Below are 18,449 nucleotides of genomic sequence, written 5' to 3'. Positions count from 1 at the left end.
CATCAATCACACGGTCAGCTCCGCAGAACGCGGTAGACCGCCGGAATGACCAGCACCGTGAGCAGCGTCGACGAGGCAAGCCCGAAGAGCAGCGAGATCGCCAACCCCTGGAAAATCGGATCGGCGAGAATGACCGCGGCGCCGATCATCGCCGCAAGCGCGGTGAGCAGGATCGGCTTGAAACGGATGGCACCCGCCTCCAGCAGCACGTCGACCAGCGGCCGGTCAGGTCCGCCGGCATGGCGGATGAAGTCGGCGAGCAGGATGGAATTGCGCACGATGATGCCGGCCAGCGCAATGAAGCCGATCATCGAGGTTGCCGTAAACGGAGCGCCGAACAGCCAGTGCCCCAGCATGATACCGATGAAAGTAAGCGGAATCGGCGTCAGGATGACCAGCGGCAGCTTGAACGAACCGAACTGGGCGACGACCAGGATGTAAATGCCGAGGATCGCTACCATGAAGGCTGCCCCCATGTCGCGGAAGGTCACCCAGGTCACCTCCCATTCGCCGTCCCACAGGAGCGTCGGCCGGGTCTCGTCGTCAGGCTGTCCGTGAAGAGAGGTGACGGGCTTCGGCAGATTGCCCCAGTCGGCCTTGTCGATGGCGTCCTGCACGGCGAGCATGCCGTAGATCGGCGCTTCGTAGGCACCCGCAAGCTCGGCCATCACCATTTCCGCCGCGCGGCCATTGTGCCGGAAGACCGGATAGGATGCCGGTTCGCGCTGGACATCGACCACGTCGCCGAGTTCGACCACACCGCGCCCGCCCGGCAGCGTATTGGCAGGCACCGGCGTCGCCAATGCACGCTCGCCGACCGTGGCGGCCTCCTTCGGCAGGGCGATCCGGATTGGGATCGGCTGACGGCCGCCCCGATGGGAATAACCGACCGTCGTGCCGGCATAGAGATAGTTCAACGTATCATAGACGTCGGACTGCTCGACCCGGTAATATTCGAGATTGTCCTGGTCGATGGCGATGCGCGTCCGTTCCGACTGGTTGTGATAGCTGTCATCGACATCGACAATGAAGGGGACGCTTGCGAAGGCTTCACGCACCTTGCCGGCCACCGCGCGACGAGTTTCCGGGTCCGGACCGTAAACTTCGGCAAGCAGGGTGCCGATCACCGGCGGGCCGGGCGGCGGCTCCACGATCTTCAGCACGGCGCCCTCCGGCAGGTCCAGCCCCTTGAGACGCTCGCGCAGATCAAGAGCAATGGCGTGGCTTGCGCGCTCCCGCTCGCCCTTGGGCGAGAGGTTCACGGCCACTTGACCCTGCTCGGGATTGGCCCGCAGATAGTAGTGCCGTACCAGCCCGTTGAAATCGAAGGGCGCGGCCGTTCCCGCATAGGCCTGGAACGAGACGATCTCCGGAACCGGGGCGAGCCTTTCGACGACGGCCTGCAGGGAGCGGTCCGTATCCTCCACAGACGATCCCTTCGGCAGGTCGAGGACGACCTGGAGATCGGACTTGTTGTCGAACGGCAGCAGCTTCACCGTCACGTGCTTCGTATAGAGGAGCCCGAGCGAAGCCAGCGTGGCGAAGCCGACGATCAGGAGAAATGCCCAGGAACGTGCCTTGGTCTTGAGGATCGGCCGGGCGGCTGCGACGTAGAGCCGGCCAAGCATGCCACCTTCTGCACCTGCCGTATCATGCCCCCCGCCCGCATGTTCCCTGCTGATCTTCAGCATGAGCCACGGGGTGAGGATCACGGCCACGAAAAAGGAAAACAGCATGGCCGCCGAAGCGTTGGCAGGGATCGGGCTCATGTAAGGCCCCATCATGCCCGACACGAAAAGCATGGGCAGAAGGGCCGCGACCACCGTCAGCGTCGCAACGATGGTGGGATTGCCGACCTCGGCAACCGCATCGATGGCGGCCTGCGTTCGCGAACGTCCGTCATGCATCGCCCAGTGGCGCGCGATGTTCTCGATGACGACGATCGCGTCATCGACCAGGATGCCGATCGAGAAGATGAGAGCGAACAGGCTGACGCGGTTCAGCGTATAGCCCATGATCCATGCCGAAAACAACGTGAGCAGGATGGTCGTCGGGATGACGACCGCGACAACGATGGCCTCGCGCCAGCCGATGGCAACGGCGACGAGCACGACGATGGAGACCGTCGCCAGGCCGAGATGGAACAGAAGCTCGTTGGCCTTCTCATTGGCGGTCTCACCGTAATTACGCGTGACCGTCATCTCCACATCGGCCGGGAAGATCTGGCCGCGTACCTGTTCGAGGCGCTGCTGGATCTCTTCCGCGATCACCACGGCGTTGGTGCCGGGTCGCTTGGCGATGGCGAGCGAAACCGCCGGTGCCCGGTTGAGCCCGTCCTGGGCCTTGCGGATATCCGTGACGCGGTTCTCCGCGGGCGACGTCGCAAGGACGACCCTGGCGACATCGCGTACATAGACAGGTCGCCCGTCTCGCGCGGTGAGCAGCAGGTTGCCGATCTCCGGCAGCGCCTGAAGGGTCTGGCCGGCAACGACGGCACGCTGACCGCCATCATCACGGATCGTGCCGATGCGGAACGAACGATTGGCCCCCTCGATCTTGGCGGCAAGCTGTTGCAGCGTGATGCCGTAGAGCGAGAGCTTTTCGGGGTCTGGCTCGACGCGGAACTGCTCCGGCTGCTCGCCGACGATGTAGGTCAGGCCGATATCGGGCAGTTTCGAAACCTCGACCTGCAGTTCCCGCGCCAGCCGCGTCAGATCGTTCGCCGTCCAGCGCGAGGCGGCCTCCTCGTTCGGCCGCAGGGTGACGACGACGATCGCAACATCATCAATCCCGCGGCCGACGATCAGCGGCTCCGGAATACCGACCGGGATACGGTCCATATTCGCGCGGATCTTTTCGTGCACACGGAGAATGGCCGCATCCGCATTGGTGCCGACCTCGAAACGCGCGGTGACCAAGGTGCCATCGTCCTCGGTCTGGGAATAAACATGCTCGACCCCATCGATGCTCTTGACGATGGTCTCGAGCGGCTCGGTGACGAGCTTGACTGCATCCTCCGCCTTGAGCCCGTTCGCATCGACGTGGATGTCGACCATCGGCACGGAGATCTGCGGCTCCTCTTCGCGCGGCAGCGTCAGCAGCGCGACCAGGCCGAGCGCCAGTGCAGCCAGCAGGAAAAGCGGTGTCAGCGGGGAGGTGATGAAGGCGCGGGTAAGACCGCCAGCGATACCAACTTTCATGGCAGCAGGATCCGATCGCCGTCGCGCAGGCCCGAGAGGACCTCGGTGCGCTTCATGCCGTCCTCTTCGAAGGTTTCTCCCAGGATCACGGCGACATCCATTTCGCCATCGGCTGTGGCGACCTTCACATAGTCGACGCCATGCACGGTGCGGATTGCCTCCGGCGGCACGGCGAGAGCCGTGCGCTTGCCGACCGGGATCGATACCAGCGTGCGCTCCTTGACGAAGTAGTCACCAATGCCTTCGACCTCGACATCGGCGATCACACGTCCGTCGCTGATTTCCGGATAGATCTTGACAATCCGCCCCGCATGGGCGGTGGCGGCCTGGCCAGGAGACTGCGTGAGGCCCCGTTCCCCGACCATGACCGGCGCGCCCTGCACGATTTCCGTCGCATGGCGTTCCGGCAGGGACAGTCTCAGATAATACGGGCCCGGGGCGACGCGAGCGATATCTTCCCCAGCCAGGACGACGGAACCGAGGGTTACCGGCACGGTGAGTACCCGACCGGTCGCCGGCGCGACAACCTCGCCTTCCCGCACATTCTGCTCGATTACGGCCTTCTCTGCCTTGGCGACGGTCACCTCGTTGGAGGTTACCTCAAACTGCGTTCTTGCCAGATCCAGGCGAGCCTGGCTGCCGGTGCCAGTTTCCCTAAGCTGCTGCGACCGTTCAAGGTCGATGCGGGCGTTATCGAGCTGCGAGTTCAGCGCCTTGATCTTGGCGTCCGCTGCGTTGAGTTGAAGCGCGAGCTTGTCGTCGACAATCAGCGCGATGATCTGTCCCTCATTGACCTCGTCACCCTCGCTAACGTGTATCTCGCGGACGGAGCCGCCGATGCGGGTGCGGGCCGGAACCACGATATGGCTTTCGACCTGACCGAAAACGGCCTTCATCTCGTGAATCGTGACAGGCTTGACGATGAACTCCGCAGCCCAGGACCCCTGGACTGCGAGAACCGTCGTCGCGATGAGGGCGGCACCGGCAAGGTGAATAATAGATCGAAACATGGATGCTATTCTTTCGGGGAGCGGCATTGCCTGCTGCTCCCCATGTTGGAGGGATATCGTCGGATCACCCGCTGCCGCTGTTCAGTGGAACGCGGTGCCGGCCTTGATTCCGAGCTTCTTGAAGACGATGGCCGCCGGGCAAAAGCCGGTGACCGAAGCCTGGATCAGGTTCAGCCCGACGAAGACCGTCAGCAGATACCACCACGGCGACACGTAGAAGCCGAGCGCCAGGGACACGAGGACCATGAAGCCTGCAAACATCATGACAGCACGATCGATTGTCATTGTTTTCTCCTTCTGCTTTCCCGGACGGCGCTCATTCGGCCGTCTCCATGTGGATTTCCTTCAGCTTCTTGATTCCGAGCAGGTCGAGCACGAGGTTTTCATAGAAGGTGTCGCTCTTGCCCTGCCGGACCTTGTGAAGGAAATATTTCTCGAAGCCGACCTTGGCGGCGTGAACCCAGCGCCCCTGCGACGACCAGTTGACGTTGCGCGGCGGTATCTGCGGCTGGGCGACGAAGGCGATGCCGTCATCACCGAAATCGGCAAGGCAGACAGCATTCCAACTCGCAACGGCCTTCGGTTCTCCGCCCTTGACGAGGGCGGCGATGTTTTCCGCCGTCGCGGTCACCATGGATTCGATCATGAACCCCGTCTTCGGCACGCCGACCGCCAGGGGCGTCTTGCCGACAGGCGGGATAGCAACGCACACCCCGACCGCGAAGACATTCGGATAGACCGGATTACGCTGATGCTTGTCGATGACGATGAAGCCGCGCGGATTGGTCAGCCCTTCTATGCCGGCGACCGCCGGCACGCCACGGAAGGCCGGCAGCAGCATCGAGAAGGAAAACGGCAGTTCGTGCGCCGTCTTGACGGAACCATCGTCATTCACTTCCTCGACGAACAGCTTGTCCTGCTCGACCCTGGTGGTCCTGGCATTGGTGATCCATTTGATGTGTCGCTCCCTGAGAGCGCTTTCGATAAGGCCCTTGGTGTCGCCGACCCCGTCCAGGCCAAGATGGCCGATATAGGGTTCCGGTGTCACGAAGGTCATCGGCACCCGGTCACGGACGCGCGCGTTGCGGAGGGCGGTGTCCAGGATGAAAGCGAATTCATAGGCCGGACCGTAGCAGGAGGCGCCCTGTGCGGCGCCGATCACGATCGGGCCCGGCGCCTTGACGAGCTTGTCGAAAGCCGCCTTGGCCGCCACGGCATGATCAGTATGGCAGATGGATTGAGTATACCCATGCGGGCCAAGTCCGGGAACCTCGTCGAAGGCGAGATCCGGCCCCGTTGCGATGACCAGATAATCGTAATCGACGATATCGCCGCCGTTGAGCCGGATCCGGTTCAAGGCCGGCTCAACGCGTTCGGCCCCTTCCGGGCGCAATGCGATGTCCCGCTGCTTCAACACGGGAACAAGGTCGACGGCGATATCCTCCGGCTGCCTCCAGCCGACGGCGACCCAGGGGTTCGAGGGCACGAAGGAATAGGTCGAGCCCAGGTTGACGACAGTGACGCGATCATCGCGCCGGAGCTTGGCCTTCATTTCGTAGGCCATTATGATTCCGCCGAGACCTGCACCAAGAATGACGATGTGAGACATGGCATTTCCTCCAGAGCCGTTTGCCTTATTCTTCCTGTGTCGCGCCAATCCGCCTTGATCCTGCTCAATTTCGCCGGACTGGTGGTGGAATCCGGCACCGGAACAGGCCTCCCCGCCTACCTGGCGCGGTTCGAATGCCTTGCATGTAACATTCAAAGATTATAAATTCAATAATATGAATGTAGAGAATATGATCCCAGCCGCCGAGTCGGCAGCCGAGTTGATGCGCAGCCTGTCTCATCCACAGCGCCTGCTGGTACTGTGCGCTCTGGCGGAGGGAGAAAAATCCGTCGCCGAGCTGCGTCAGGAACTCCTGATCGAACAGGTGCCCATGTCGCAGCAACTCATGCGGCTGAGGGCAGACGGGCTTGTTGAGGCGCGCCGCGAGGGAACAACAGTTTATTATCGCATCGCACGTCCTGAAGTATCGGTCGTCGTCGGCGCGCTCTATTCGGCATTCTGTGGGGGTTTAGGCCCGAAGAAGTGACTGACGCGAGAAAGACCGCTTCGGTGAAATCGGAAAGAGAGAGGCGCCATCGCAGGATGGCGCCTCTGCAGGTTCGCTATCGCGAGCGACCATCTGTCGCGGCCGAGGCGGATTGGGACCGCTTCTGCGCCGCGTCATCCATCAGCTCGTACCACATGGCGTTGAGGACGGCGAAGGCGGCGGCAAGCGGTAAGCCAAGAAGCCATGCGAAATACCACATTCCAGTTTTCCTTTCCATTCAATAAGCGTGGCCGGTGCCGTCGCGGATTTCCTTTTCATCGACCTTGCCCCACAAAACCCGGTAGACCCAAGCCGTGTAGGCGACGATGATCGGCACGAAGATCACCGTCACGACGAGCATGATGAAAAGCGTGAGATGGCTCGATGAGGCATCCCAGACCGTCAGGCTCGACCGGGGATCGACCGACGAAGGCAGGATGAAGGGAAACATCGACAATCCGACCGTCGAGATGATGCCGAGGATCGAGACGGCCGTGGAAAGTATCGTCAGGATTTCCCGCCGGCCACGCATGAAGACGAGGCCACCCGCCGCGCCGAGAAAACCCAGGGCGGGCGCGATCATCATCCAGCCGTGAGCCGCATAGTTTTCAAACCAGACGCCAGGAGCCTGTTCGGCGGTCTTGCCGAGCGGGTTCGACGGGCCGGTGGTGACGATCTCGCTGGTAATCCGATAACCATCGATACCGAGCCACAGCCACAGTCCCCCTATCGCGAACAGGGCGATCGTCGCCATCGCAGCGATGCTGCCATAGCCGCGCGCACGCTCGGCGACAGGACCCTCGCTTTTCAGGACCAGCCAGGCCGCGCCATGCATCAGGAGCATGGCGACGGAAAGGAGCCCGCAGAGCAGGCCGAACGGATTGAGCAGTTCGAACAGCGTCGTGCCCTCATAATAGATACGAAAGTCGCCGTCGAAATGGAATGGAACGCCCTGGAGCACGTTGCCGACGGCAACGCCCATGACAAGCGCGGGCACGAAACCGCCGATGAAGAGCGCCCAGTCCCAGGCGGACCGCCATGCCGCGCTCTCACGCTTTGAACGGTATTTGAAACCGACCGGACGCAGGATGAGCGCGAACAGGATCGCGAACATGGCAAGGTAGAAACCCGAGAAGGAAACCGCATAAAGCGGCGGCCATGCGGCGAAGATCGCGCCCCCGCCGAGGATCAGCCAGACCTGGTTGCCTTCCCAGACCGGCCCGACGGCGTTGATGACGACGCGCCGCTCGACATCCGTCCTGGCGACGAAAGGCAGGAGGGAGGCGGTCCCGAGATCGAAGCCGTCCATCACGGCAAAGCCGATCAGGAGCACGCCGAGCAGCAGCCACCAGATGATGCGCAGGGTCTCATAGTCGATCAAATCATGCAGGATCATTATCTTACTCCGCGGCTACGAGGGAGGGCGATACGAGTTCGGCTTCCGGTTCATCGTCCGGTTCCGGCCCCTTGCGGATCGCGCGAACCATCAACGCCATCTCGATGATGAACAGGACCGTATAGATCAGCACGAAGCCGATGATCGTCAGAAGCACGGTCGAAGCGCCGAGGTTGGAAACCGCGGCGGCTGTCGGCAGCACACCCTCTATGATCCAGGGCTGGCGGCCGAACTCTGCGACAACCCAGCCTAGTTCGGCGGCAATCCAGGGCAATGGTATCGCGAAGGCAGCCACACGCAGCAGGAAGGGATAGCGATCGAGCATGCGCCGCGCCGAAAGATAGAAGAACAGGGCCGTCAGGGCGATGAAGAAGAAGCCCAATCCGACCATGATGCGGAACGACCAGAAGAGCGGCAGAACGCCCGGTACGGTATCCCAGGCGGCGCTGTCGATCTGCGCATCCGTCGCCTGGCGCGGATCGTCGACATACCGCTTCAGGAGCAGCGCATAACCAAGATCGGAGCCACGGTCCTCGAACGCCTTGCGCACTTCCGGGGCGACAGTACCGCTCTCTCCCCCCGCGCGGATCTGCTGGAGAGCGTCGAAAGCGATGATGCCATTGCGAATGCGGACCTTCGCATGCTCGACCAGGTCTTCGATGCCGGGAATCTCGGTCGTCAGCGAACGCGTGCCGATCAGCCCCATGACCCAGGGGATGTGGATCGCATAATGGGTCTCGCGGGCTTGCTGATCCGGGATACCGATCAGCGTGAAGGCGGCCGGCGCCGGCTCGGTCTTCCACATCGCCTCGATGGCGGCGAGCTTCATCTTCTGATGCTCGGTGGAGAGATAACCGCTTTCGTCACCCAGCACGACGACCGAGAGCGACGAGGCTAGGCCGAAGGAGGCCGCCACGGTCATGGAACGTTTTGCCAGTTCGGCGTACCTGCCGTTCAGCAGATACCAGGCGGAAACGCCGAGCACGAAGATCGAAGCGGTGACGTAGCCGGCGGAGACCGTATGCACGAATTTCGCCTGGGCGACCGGATTGAAAAGAACGGCGAAGAAGTCCGTAACTTCCATGCGCATGGTCTGCGGATTGAAGGCCGAGCCGACCGGATTCTGCATCCAGCCGTTGGCGATCAGAATCCACAGCGCAGAGAAGTTGGAGCCGAGCGCTACCGCCCAGGTCGCGATGAGATGACCGACTTTCGAGAGCTTGTCCCATCCGAAGAAGAAGAGGCCGACAAAGGTCGCTTCGAGGAAGAAGGCCATCAGCCCCTCGATCGCAAGCGGGGCGCCGAAGATATCGCCCACATAGTGGCTGTAATAGCTCCAGTTCATGCCGAACTGGAATTCCATCACGATGCCGGTGGCGACGCCGAGAACGAAGTTGATGCCGAACAGCGTGCCCCAGAATTTCGTCATCTGCCGCCAGATCGTCCGGCCGGTCATCACATAGACCGTTTCCATGATCGCCAGCAGCACGGAGAGACCGAGCGTCAGAGGCACGAAGAGGAAATGGTAAAGTGCGGTAATCGCGAATTGCAAACGCGATAGGTCTACGATGCCAAGGTCCATTTCAGTTTCTCCGTTTGCTCCGGTCTGCCGCCACTATGGCAAAAACCCGGCAGGCCGCACTTGATTATCGTCAAAGTCTGGTTAGTCGGGTCGCAACGCGTCGAGGGCGTCGGTGAAATCCGGCTCGCCCCGCCGCATGACGGCGATTATGGTTCTGCGATCCATGATGGCCAGACGATCGGCGATCGCGGCTTCCCGCCGGATATGCGTCGCGATGACCATCGTTCGGCCCGCCGATCTCGCGTCGAGACGGTCAAGCACGTCGCGCGCCGTTGCGCCGTCCAACCCTTCAGTAGGCTCGTCGAGCAGCCAGAGCGGCGTATCGCGGAGGAAGAGTCGTGCAAGGGCAAGCCTGCGCGCTTGTCCCCCTGAAAGGCCGTGACCGCCCTCCCCAAGCCGGGTCTCAAGTCTCGCCGGCAAGGCCTCGACATCACGTCGCAGACCGGCGGCATCCAATGCATCCCACAGACAGATGTCGGTTGCCTCAGGATCGGCAAGGCGGAGATTGTCGCGCAGGCTGTCCTGGAACAATTCGGTACGCTGTGTCAGGAGCGTCGCTTTGAGACATTCAACACGCCCGGCTTCGACGCCAATCTCGCCGGCGATGAGCGCAAGGAGGGTCGACTTGCCCGCACCGCTCGGCCCGATCAAAGCTATCCGCTCACCATCGCGGATCGAAAACGCCACGCTACGCAATGCCGGCGCCGAAGTGCCGGGATGCCGGACCGCGACGTCCTGCAGGCGAACGGCGACGCCGGGCGGTGGCGCAATGTCGACTGGCGCCAACCCTCGGTCTTCCAGCCGGGGCGAGATCCGATACGCGGCAAGCAGCGTGCGGCCGAGTTCGACCGCGCCTCGCCGCAGGGCGCCGAAAGGTTCGAGCGCCGCGAGCGCGAGCATCAGACCGAGTGCGGCGACCGGAGCACCGATCGAGCCGGCCTCCACGAGGAAAGCCATTGCGACAAGGGTCGCGGCCAGCAGCAGCGCGCTCGCGATACCGAAACCCGCTTCGGCCCACGTTTCGATGCGGTTCAGAGCATCATCGCTCCCGGAGAGGTAACGGTCGACGGCCGCAAGGCTTTCCTGGCGTGCCCGGAGCCGACCGGCCATGATCCACTCGCGTTGGCCGGCAACGAGGTCGATCACCTGCGAGCGGAAGACCTCCAGGGCGCGGGCGCGACGCTGGACAGGCCGCCTCGCGGCCATGGCCGCCGCGACCGGTATGCCGATCCCGGCGATGATGAGAAGCGTGGCGACGGCAAGCCCCAGGAGCGGATGCATCAGCCCCAGGGCGATGCCGCTCGCCAAGGCAACCAAAAGGGCGCCGGCAATCGGCACCAGCACACGCAGATAAAGCGAATCGAGCGCGTCGATATCGAGCGTCAGGCGGAAAAGGAGGCGCGCCGGTCGCTTGGCGAGTTCGCCCGCGGCGCCGGACACCGCCCAGCCCCGAAACAACCGTTCGCGCAGGCCCGAAAGGATCCGCAGCGTCGCGTCATGCGTCATCAGCCGCTCGCCATAACGGGCGGCCGTGCGCGCCAGTGCGAGAAAGCGGATGCCCGCCGCCGGCGCGAAAACATCGAAGGCGAGTGCCGTCGCCACAGACAGTCCGGCTATTCCGGTGGCGGTGATGAACCAGCCGGAAAGGCCAAGGAGCGCAATGCCGGACAGCACAGTCACGACCGAAAGAAGCGTACCGGCAAGAAGCATGGCTCGATTGCCGGACAGGAACAGGGCGGCGATCGGATGAAGCCGGCGAACAAGGCGTCTCATGCTCCCTCCTCCGGGTTCATCGTCGTCAGATCAACGACGCGGTCCATGCGTGCGGCCAATACGGGGTCATGGGTGGCGACGATCAACGTGCGACCTCGGGCAAATGCGATCAAAGCATCGGTTATGCTCCCGGCGGTGACGGTATCGAGATGGGCAGTCGGCTCGTCGGCGAGGACAAGCCCGGCTTGCGGGGTCGCTATGACGCGCGCCAGTGCCAGTCGCAAGGCTTCTCCGCCTGAAAGGCCGACACCATTTTCCCCGACCGGAGCCGGCCCCCTCCTCGCGGCAACCTCTCCGAGGCCGGCGAGATTCAGGGCCGCCCGGACCGCCTGGCGATCCATATCCGGCCGCCCGAGTGTCACGTTGCCGGCAAGAGTGCCGGCAAAGACATGCGGATTCTGGCCGATCCAGGCGATCTTCCGACGCAGCCGCGCTGCATTATCCGACGAGAGTGCCTCTCCTCCGATCAGGATGCGCCCGCCCTCAGGAAGCGCGAGGCCGGCGATCAGCGCAAGCAATGTCGACTTGCCGTTGCCGCTCGGCGCAAGCAAGGCGATGTGCTCTCCCGACGCAACCTTCAGGCTGAAGCTATCGAATACGGGGCTACCCTGCGGAGAATAGCGAAAGCGGAGATTTTCGACGCGGACGGACAGTGCCGCATAACTGGCGGTAGCGGCTGGCCGTTGCCCGCTTTCCGAACCGGGCAGTTCCGGGCCTTTTTCCGACAGCCGGCGGAGCGCATCGAGCGCCGCTTCTCCTGCCGCACGATCGTGCCACACGGCAGAAAGATCACGCAGCGGCTCGAAGAAGGCCGGTGCGAGCAGGAGAATGAACATGCCCTCGCCAAGCGACAGCTTTTCTCCCCACGCGCCGAAGGGAAGTTGCCCGAGAAGGTGGAAGCCGACATAAACCGCGACCATGGCAACGCCGAGCGCTGCAAAAAGCTCAAGGACAGCCGACGAAAGGAAGGCGATCCTCAACACGGCCATGGTGCGCAGACGCAGGTTTTCGGCATTGGTTCTCAGTCTCGATGCCGTCACCTCCACCGCCTCCATGGCGCGGATCGTCGCCAGGCCGCGCAGGCGATCGAGCAAAAAGGCGTTCATGCCGCCCATTTCGGCAAGCTGCGCCTCGCTCGCAGCCTTGGCCCGCCATCCGACCAATGCCATGAAGATCGGAATCAGCGGCGCGGCAACAAGCAGCACAAGGGCTGCGACCCAGGAATAGGTCAGCACGCAGAGCAGAATTGCGACCGGAACGACGGTCGCCCGCAACCGCGCCGGCCGGAAGCGCGAGAGATAGGGCACGATGGCTTCGGCCTGCTCGGCCAGCGTGCTGGCGGCGAGGCCGGAGGCTGGCCGTTGCGGATCAAGCGGAGACCGGGAGGCGAGAACTCCAACGGCACGGGCACGACATTGGGACAAGGCTGCGCGTGCTTCCCGAAAGGCCACGCGATTGCCGAGCGCGGCCAGAACGGACCTGGCGATACCAAGCAGGAGGACACCGGCCGCATACCAGGAAACCGTGCCAACAGTTCCTCCTGCGGCAAGGCTTCCAATGCTCAGGCTCAACAGGCCGGCCTGCGGGAGCCAAAGCAGCGAGGCAAGCACCTGGAGAACCGGCCCGAGGCGCGACAGGCGAATCGGCTCGGACCGTCCCGAGGAAATATTGCCGTCATCAACTTCGGTCGGCGCGGTTTCGGTGACGTTCTCCACCGAACGCGAAGCGGCAGTCCCCATGCGTGCCGCTTGCGGTGGAGCGGAGAGCGCGCTGGTCGACGCCATCGTCATTGCTCCCCGTTTGCCGGTTTCCGGCGACCAATGGAGACGATCCTGTCCTTGGCCTCCAGGAGCTTGGTGACCTTCGATCCGAGTCCGAGCAGCATCGCCAACCGATCCGTATCGAGCTGTTTGACATCATCGTACCAGTTCGTCAGGCGCTCGATCAACGTATGCATTTCCGCCATGCGTTCCTGCGCGAAACGCTCGTCGTCACCGGCGGGCTGCTGCATCAGAATCTCGCGCAGGACCGAGAGCGTGGGATCGATCTCGCGCTTCTTCCTTTCCTCGGCGAGCGTTCGCAGAATCTGCCAGACATCATCCGGCGTGGTGAAAAAATCCCGTCGGTCGCCAGGCAGATGCTTGAGCAGCACGAGGTTCCAGCCCTGGAGCTCGCGCAGGCTCATCGAGACGTTGGAACGGGAAATGCCGAGCGCCTCGACAATCTCGTCGGCGCACAGCGGCTCGGGCGATACATAGAGCAGCGCATAGATCTGGCCGACCGTGCGGTTGATACCCCAGCGGCTTCCCATCTCGCCGAAATGCAGCACGAAAGATTGGACGATGGGAGGAAGGTTCATAAAATTCAATCCAGACAGAGATTTCAGAAATTTCTGAAAACCATATAGTTAGCATGCTGCATCTGCGCAAGAACGAATCCTTCTTCAGACGCTCACAAGAGCTTGAGGGAACCGCCGACAAGGCGAGGGACGAACGCGATAAGACAGGGTGCGAGACCGGAATAGGCGGCAAGGTTCCGCGCCGGGTCGTCCGGCAATGTCGGGGCGCGAACAACGGGGCAGCCAAGAAGGATCCTCCACGACCGGACCGCCGTATCATCCCTGATCTGGAGATTTGCATCTGCGATCAAATTTAAAGTGGAGATTTGTAGACAACATTAATCGCGCGGATTAGGAATGCTCCCCGACACAGCAACCAATCGGGGACAGATGATGGTTCGGCTTATCCGTATTGCCTCTCGCGGCCTTCTCGCCGCTGCCTTTTCCGGCCTGCTGGCGGGCACCCTTGCTCAGGGCGTCGCGGCAGAGGAGATCGTCTTCAAGGATCAGGAAAACCGCGAGGTCCGCCTCGCCAAGGCGGCCGAGCGGATCGTCTCGATCGTCATCCCGATGGCATCGACTGTCATCGCGCTGGACGGTTCTACAAGCAAGCTCGTCGGCATGAACCCGACCGCCAAGAGCGCCGTGACGGAAGGCATCCTCGGCAAGATCTTCCCGGAAGCGAAGGATATTCCCTCCGACGTGACCGCGCCGAACTTCGTGCCGAATGTCGAGGCGCTGACAGCCACCAATCCCGACCTCGTCATCCAGTGGGGCGGTCGCGGCAACGATATCGTCGCGCCGATCACCAATGCCGGGCTTACCGCCATGCTGATTCTTTACGGAACCGAAGAGCTGACCCGTGAATATATGACCATGGCCTCCACGGCACTCGGGAAGCCGGAGCGGATCGGCGAACTGGTCGAATGGCGCGACCACATCCAGAAGGATATCGAGGCGAAGGCCAAAACCATCCCCGAGGACAAGCGCCCCAACGTGCTTTATGTCGGCCGAGCCCTCTCCGACATCACAGCGTCAGGCACCAAGGGCAATTACAATGCCTGGTATATCGAACTCGTCGGCGGCAGAAATGCCTCTGCCGAACTGAACGGCACGGTTTCGATCAACAAGGAACAGATCGCCGAGTGGGATCCCGACGTGATCCTGCTGAATGCCTTCGAGGCCAAACTTGGTGTCGACTGGGTCTACAACGATCCGGTCCTGTCGCTCACCAAGGCTGCAAGGAACAGGCGCGTCTACAAGATGCCGCTTGGCGGCTATCGCTGGGATCCGCCGAACCAGGAGTCGCCGCTCTCCTGGATGTGGGCAGCCAATCTGATCCAGCCGGACGTCTTCAAATACGATGTCCGCGGCGAGATGAAGACCGCATACAAGACGCTCTACAATTACGAGCTTACCGACGCGGATATCGACGATATCCTCTGGACCAAGCAGCAAGGCGATGCTGCGAACTACACGCAGTTCAAGGCGGAATAAGAGATGGCGGTCGTGACGCAGGATGGGGCGGCCCTGGTGGTCCGTCGTTCACATATCGCGAGGCAGACGGCCGTCTTCGCCGCACTCCTGGCGCTCTTCGCCGTCGCCTTCGTGGTCAGCCTCTGCGTCGGCCGCTTTTCGGTTCCGGCGGGTCGGGCGCTGGAGCTCATCTGGCTCGGCATCATCAATCCGGCGCGGGAGCTTGCTAGCATCGACGAGCGCATCGTGCTGCTCGTCCGGGCGCCGCGCGTCGTTCTGGCGGCGCTTGCCGGTGCCGGGCTTGCCGTCGCCGGCGCAGCGCTTCAGGGCGTCTTCCGCAATCCGCTCGTCTCGCCGGATATTCTCGGCATTTCCCAGGGAGCAGCCTTCGGCGGAGCCCTGGCGATCATGCTCGGCATCTGGGGTTTTCCGCTGATCGCCATGGTCTTTGTTTTCGGCATGGCGGCGCTCATCCTCGTCGGCATGCTCTCACGCATCAACGGCCGGACCGAGACGGTCACCGTCATTCTTTCCGGCCTTGTCATCAGTTCGATGTTCTCGGCGGTCGTGTCGCTTCTGCAATTCGTCGCCGATCCCAACACCTCGCTGCCGGCCATCGTCTATTGGCTGATGGGATCGTTCGCAACGGCCACCTGGGAACGCACCCTGATCGCGGCACCCGGCCTCATCCTCGGAGCCGTGCTTCTATGGATGCTCCGCTTCCGCCTCAATATCCTGTCGCTGGATGAGGCCGAAGCGCAGAGCCTCGGCGCCAATACGACCCGCGAGCGCTGGCTGGTCTTCGGGCTGATCGCCGTGATCGTCGGCAGCCAGGTGGCCGTCTCCGGCATCATCGGCTGGATCGGCATCGTCATCCCGCATGCGGCCCGCCTGCTGGTCGGACACGATCATCGTGCGCTGCTGCCGGCCTCCGTCGTCCTCGGCGCAGGGTTCATGGTGATCATCGATACGCTCGCCCGCACCGCAACCGCCGCCGAAATCCCGCTTGGCGTGATCACCGCGCTGGTCGGCGCGCCGATCTTCGCGGTCCTGCTGCGCAACCACTACCGTGAAAGGACCGGATCATGATCGGCCTTGAGGACGCCATCGTCCGTTTCGGCGCTCGAACTATCATCGACGGCTTGAGCTTCTCCGTGCCGGTCGGCCGGACGCTCGCCATCCTCGGCCCCAACGGCCGCGGCAAGACGACGACGCTGAAAGCGATGCTCGGCTTCCAGCGGCTGGATACCGGCCAGCGGATCGCGCCGGAGATCGTCGGCTACGTACCGCAGACCGGCACCAGCAACCAGCGCTACCGGGCGATCGATATCGCCGTCATGGGTCGTGCCGCCCATCTCGGCCTGTTCGGCCAGCCGGGCTCGAACGACTTTGCCATCGCTCATTCGGCGTTGGAGAAAGCCGGTGCTGTCCGATTCGCCGATCATTTCTTCGACCGGCTGTCCGGAGGTGAAAGGCAGCTCGTGCTGCTCGCCCGTGCATTGGCGACCGGCTCGGAAGCACTGGTTCTCGACGAGCCCGCCGCGGCCCTCGACCTTCACAACCAGGAACGGCTGCTGACGTTGCTCAACGCGCTGCGCGCACCGCGCGACAAGGCGATCGTCTTCACCACCCACGATCCGAATCATGCACTGACCGCCGCGGACGATGCACTGCTGATGATGCCGGACGGCCAGCCACCGCTGTTCGGCCCCGTTGCCGAGACGATCACACCGGACCATCTGGAGCGCCTTTACGGCGTGCCGATGCGGGTCGTCGAGCTTGACGGCCCCTCCGGAGAAACCCACCGGGCAGTTCTGCCCGCCTTTGCAGGAATCCGCGCCGCATGACCATCCTGATGATCCAGTCTCACTACCAGGAGCCGTTTGCCATGACGGCACCGCTCTTTGCGGATGCCGTCGCCTCGGGAGCCATGAAAGTGGTGCGCGAGATGGAACTCACCGAGGAACATTTCGACACGGCCCGCGGCCTGATCACAACCACGCATCTCGACCAGATCGGCTTCCAGCGTTTCGCATCGGCGGTCGCGGGTTTCCTCGATCGCGGCGGCCGGTGGATCCATCACGGTCATATCCTGCGGCCGATCCTGCCGGAGCTCGGGACTTACATCCCCATGCCCCAACCGAAACGGCCTGATTTCGACCAGATCCGGCTCCACGATCACCCGATCTTCGCCGGGATTGACCAGAAGAAGCTCGAAACGAATCGCGGCGTCGCCGGCTTCTATGGCCGAGGACACAATCCGCCGCCGGAAGGTGCAGTCGTCATCAATGCGCTCGGGCCGGCAAAAATCCCGGTCGACTGGGTGTGGGCGCGGCCTGAGGGCGGCGAACTCCTCTCCCATGCGGGAAACGACTTCTGGGGCTGCGGCGACGATCCCGAAATCAAGAAACTGCTTGCCCATCGCTCCGTCGCGTGGCTTTCCGGAGAATTGAACTGATGAGCATCCTCGCGATCCATCCCGGCGCCTACTATCATATCGAGACGCTCGAAGCACCGCGTTATGCTCATTACTTCGACAGGCTCGTGCGGCCGGAAGACCTGCCCGGCGAGGACCTTGCCGAACACGCCGTTGTCTTCATTCCCTGCCGCACGCCTGCAGATCGGCTGGCGCCGCATGTCGATCAGCTCCGCGCCTATCTGGACCAGGGTGGCACGATCGTCGCCATCGGCGAGACGGCCCTGGAGGTCTTCCTGCCCGGCATCACCTTCATGCCCCAGCCGACGAACTGGTGGTGGTGGCTAACACCCGGCGCCGACCTCGGCGTCCGAATCGCCTCGCCAGATCATTCTCTCTTCGGCCGCCTCGGAGAGAGGGACCTCACCTGGCACCTGCACGGCTGGTTCGACCCGCCCGACGGCTCGCAGGTGCTCGCCATCAATGGCGACGGAAAGCCGATCTTCTATGTGGACGAGGTGACGACGCCCGGTCGCATGATCATCACCAGCCTCGATCCGTGCTTCCATCACGGGTCGCATTTCATGCCGGCAACGACGCGCTTCCTGGACGGTTTCCTGTCCTGGATGCGCGAAGAGCTGGACGGAGCACCACGAAAATGACCGATAGAATCGATGTTCTCGAGAACGGCAAGCCGCTCTCCTACACCTATGCCGACATCATGCACTTCCACGGCTTCGGCTTTCCGGGTGGCGTGGCGCATGCCTTCAAGGTGATGCAGCGCGGCTTTCCCCTCGTCAGCCCCGACGGCCCGCCGGAACGGCGCGAGATCGTCACTCGCACCGCCTTTCGCGGTCCCGGCGGACGCGACGCCTTTGAAATGGTGACGCGCGGCCTGACGGAGGGACGCTATACGGTCGATCACGCGCTGGAGAAGCCGGAGCGCGGCGATGTCCTGCAGCGCTACGTCTTCGAGCTCACCTATCGCGGCAAGACGGTCACCCTGCAGCTCAAGGACGGCCATGTGCGGGAAGAATTCATCCGCCTCGGCCAGAAACCGGACCGCAGCCCGCAGGAGGAAGAGCGCCTGACCTACCTGAAGCAGGAAATGGCCGACCGGCTGCTCGCGGCTCCGGCCGACGCCCTTTACGAAGAGGCCTGA

At 62.9% G+C, this 18,449-nt stretch carries 17 protein-coding genes; 7 read left to right on the top strand and 10 right to left on the bottom strand.

Going from position 1 to position 18,449, the window contains the following annotated elements; translation table 11 throughout:
* Positions 1-14: 14 nt before the first annotated feature.
* The 4 genes from QEO92_RS24795 to QEO92_RS24780 all read right to left on the bottom strand — a co-directional run bounded on the left by QEO92_RS24795 (position 15) and on the right by QEO92_RS24780 (position 5,819).
* A complete protein-coding gene (locus QEO92_RS24795) occupies positions 15-3,200 on the bottom strand; it encodes an efflux RND transporter permease subunit (RefSeq protein WP_227704781.1) in 3,186 nt (1,061 codons plus the stop codon).
* The gene (locus QEO92_RS24790; RefSeq protein WP_037152331.1) at positions 3,197-4,210 is read right to left on the bottom strand and encodes an efflux RND transporter periplasmic adaptor subunit; all 1,014 of its coding nucleotides are present in this window, start codon (positions 4,208-4,210) and stop codon (positions 3,197-3,199) included. The genes QEO92_RS24795 and QEO92_RS24790 overlap by 4 nt, the downstream gene beginning before the upstream one ends.
* 81 nt (positions 4,211-4,291) lie before the next feature.
* Positions 4,292-4,495 carry a YgaP family membrane protein gene (locus QEO92_RS24785; protein ID WP_037152328.1) on the bottom strand — a complete coding sequence of 68 codons (204 nt, stop codon included), beginning with the start codon at positions 4,493-4,495 and terminating at the stop codon, positions 4,292-4,294.
* 31 nt (positions 4,496-4,526) lie between these two features.
* Positions 4,527-5,819 (bottom strand): NAD(P)/FAD-dependent oxidoreductase, encoded by a 1,293-nt coding sequence (locus QEO92_RS24780; protein WP_227704780.1) that lies wholly within the window; start codon positions 5,817-5,819, stop codon positions 4,527-4,529.
* Between the two features lie 139 nt (positions 5,820-5,958).
* Here QEO92_RS24780 and QEO92_RS24775 point away from each other — a divergent pair, with 139 nt between their 5' ends.
* A complete protein-coding gene (locus tag QEO92_RS24775; protein ID WP_320443044.1) occupies positions 5,959-6,306 on the top strand; it encodes an ArsR/SmtB family transcription factor in 348 nt (115 codons plus the stop codon).
* Between the two features lie 76 nt (positions 6,307-6,382).
* On the opposite strand, the gene cydX is transcribed toward QEO92_RS24775, so the two are convergent.
* The 6 genes from cydX to QEO92_RS24745 all read right to left on the bottom strand — a co-directional run bounded on the left by cydX (position 6,383) and on the right by QEO92_RS24745 (position 13,416).
* Entirely contained in the window at positions 6,383-6,526 is a 144-nt protein-coding gene (gene cydX, locus QEO92_RS24770) for a cytochrome bd-I oxidase subunit CydX (protein WP_227704779.1), read from the bottom strand.
* Between the two features lie 18 nt (positions 6,527-6,544).
* On the bottom strand, positions 6,545-7,702 hold the full coding sequence (cydB, locus tag QEO92_RS24765) for a cytochrome d ubiquinol oxidase subunit II (protein ID WP_227704778.1): 1,158 nt from the start codon (positions 7,700-7,702) through the stop codon (positions 6,545-6,547).
* A gap of 4 nt (positions 7,703-7,706) precedes the next feature.
* Entirely contained in the window at positions 7,707-9,284 is a 1,578-nt protein-coding gene (locus QEO92_RS24760) for a cytochrome ubiquinol oxidase subunit I (protein WP_037152316.1), read from the bottom strand.
* Between the two features lie 81 nt (positions 9,285-9,365).
* Positions 9,366-11,057, bottom strand: a complete 1,692-nt coding sequence (cydC, locus tag QEO92_RS24755; protein ID WP_227704777.1) for a thiol reductant ABC exporter subunit CydC — start codon at positions 11,055-11,057, stop codon at positions 9,366-9,368.
* Positions 11,054-12,796: a thiol reductant ABC exporter subunit CydD gene (cydD, locus tag QEO92_RS24750; protein WP_407722170.1), complete on the bottom strand. Its 1,743-nt coding sequence runs from the start codon at positions 12,794-12,796 to the stop codon at positions 11,054-11,056. The genes cydC and cydD overlap by 4 nt, the downstream gene beginning before the upstream one ends.
* Positions 12,797-12,843: 47 nt before the next feature.
* Positions 12,844-13,416, bottom strand: coding sequence for a GbsR/MarR family transcriptional regulator (locus QEO92_RS24745; RefSeq protein WP_037152310.1), 573 nt, complete (start codon positions 13,414-13,416; stop codon positions 12,844-12,846).
* 336 nt (positions 13,417-13,752) lie between these two features.
* On the opposite strand from QEO92_RS24745, the gene QEO92_RS24740 reads away from it, so the two are divergent.
* The 6 genes from QEO92_RS24740 to QEO92_RS24715 are packed head-to-tail and all read left to right on the top strand — an operon-like array spanning position 13,753 to position 18,449.
* Positions 13,753-14,892 carry an ABC transporter substrate-binding protein gene (locus QEO92_RS24740; RefSeq protein ID WP_052182899.1) on the top strand — a complete coding sequence of 380 codons (1,140 nt, stop codon included), beginning with the start codon at positions 13,753-13,755 and terminating at the stop codon, positions 14,890-14,892.
* Between the two features lie 3 nt (positions 14,893-14,895).
* Positions 14,896-15,960, top strand: a complete 1,065-nt coding sequence (locus QEO92_RS24735; RefSeq protein WP_227704775.1) for a FecCD family ABC transporter permease — start codon at positions 14,896-14,898, stop codon at positions 15,958-15,960.
* Positions 15,957-16,718, top strand: a complete 762-nt coding sequence (locus QEO92_RS24730) for an ABC transporter ATP-binding protein (protein WP_037152300.1) — start codon at positions 15,957-15,959, stop codon at positions 16,716-16,718. The genes QEO92_RS24735 and QEO92_RS24730 overlap by 4 nt, the downstream gene beginning before the upstream one ends.
* Complete coding sequence (locus QEO92_RS24725) at positions 16,715-17,329, top strand: hypothetical protein (RefSeq protein ID WP_227704774.1); 615 nt, start codon at positions 16,715-16,717, stop codon at positions 17,327-17,329. Before QEO92_RS24730 ends, QEO92_RS24725 begins: the two co-directional genes overlap by 4 nt.
* On the top strand, positions 17,329-17,949 hold the full coding sequence (locus tag QEO92_RS24720) for a hypothetical protein (RefSeq protein ID WP_227704773.1): 621 nt from the start codon (positions 17,329-17,331) through the stop codon (positions 17,947-17,949). The genes QEO92_RS24725 and QEO92_RS24720 overlap by 1 nt, the downstream gene beginning before the upstream one ends.
* The gene (locus QEO92_RS24715; RefSeq protein WP_227704772.1) at positions 17,946-18,449 is read left to right on the top strand and encodes a hypothetical protein; all 504 of its coding nucleotides are present in this window, start codon (positions 17,946-17,948) and stop codon (positions 18,447-18,449) included. The genes QEO92_RS24720 and QEO92_RS24715 overlap by 4 nt, the downstream gene beginning before the upstream one ends.

The organism is Neorhizobium petrolearium (assembly GCF_029854435.1).
GTDB lineage: Bacteria > Pseudomonadota > Alphaproteobacteria > Rhizobiales > Rhizobiaceae > Neorhizobium > Neorhizobium petrolearium.
The sequence above is the reverse complement of the archived record's forward strand: the minus strand, read 5'-3'. Positions and strand labels throughout refer to the sequence as shown.

Bases quoted from the DNA above. Each gene is read 5' to 3' on its own strand.
- QEO92_RS24735 (WP_227704775.1), top strand. From the start codon at position 14,896: ATGGCGGTCGTGACGCAGGATGGGGCGGCCCTGGTGGTCCGTCGTTCA.
- QEO92_RS24740 (WP_052182899.1), top strand. From the start codon at position 13,753: ATGCTCCCCGACACAGCAACCAATCGGGGACAGATGATGGTTCGGCTT.
- QEO92_RS24795 (WP_227704781.1), bottom strand. From the start codon at position 3,200: ATGAAAGTTGGTATCGCTGGCGGTCTTACCCGCGCCTTCATCACCTCC.
- QEO92_RS24725 (WP_227704774.1), top strand. From the start codon at position 16,715: ATGACCATCCTGATGATCCAGTCTCACTACCAGGAGCCGTTTGCCATG.
- QEO92_RS24715 (WP_227704772.1), top strand. From the start codon at position 17,946: ATGACCGATAGAATCGATGTTCTCGAGAACGGCAAGCCGCTCTCCTAC.
- cydB (WP_227704778.1), bottom strand. From the start codon at position 7,702: ATGATCCTGCATGATTTGATCGACTATGAGACCCTGCGCATCATCTGG.
- QEO92_RS24785 (WP_037152328.1), bottom strand. From the start codon at position 4,495: ATGACAATCGATCGTGCTGTCATGATGTTTGCAGGCTTCATGGTCCTC.
- QEO92_RS24730 (WP_037152300.1), top strand. From the start codon at position 15,957: ATGATCGGCCTTGAGGACGCCATCGTCCGTTTCGGCGCTCGAACTATC.
- QEO92_RS24760 (WP_037152316.1), bottom strand. From the start codon at position 9,284: ATGGACCTTGGCATCGTAGACCTATCGCGTTTGCAATTCGCGATTACC.
- QEO92_RS24780 (WP_227704780.1), bottom strand. From the start codon at position 5,819: ATGTCTCACATCGTCATTCTTGGTGCAGGTCTCGGCGGAATCATAATG.
- QEO92_RS24720 (WP_227704773.1), top strand. From the start codon at position 17,329: ATGAGCATCCTCGCGATCCATCCCGGCGCCTACTATCATATCGAGACG.
- cydX (WP_227704779.1), bottom strand. From the start codon at position 6,526: ATGTGGTATTTCGCATGGCTTCTTGGCTTACCGCTTGCCGCCGCCTTC.
- cydD (WP_407722170.1), bottom strand. From the start codon at position 12,796: ATGGGGACTGCCGCTTCGCGTTCGGTGGAGAACGTCACCGAAACCGCG.
- QEO92_RS24790 (WP_037152331.1), bottom strand. From the start codon at position 4,210: ATGTTTCGATCTATTATTCACCTTGCCGGTGCCGCCCTCATCGCGACG.
- cydC (WP_227704777.1), bottom strand. From the start codon at position 11,057: ATGAGACGCCTTGTTCGCCGGCTTCATCCGATCGCCGCCCTGTTCCTG.
- QEO92_RS24745 (WP_037152310.1), bottom strand. From the start codon at position 13,416: ATGAACCTTCCTCCCATCGTCCAATCTTTCGTGCTGCATTTCGGCGAG.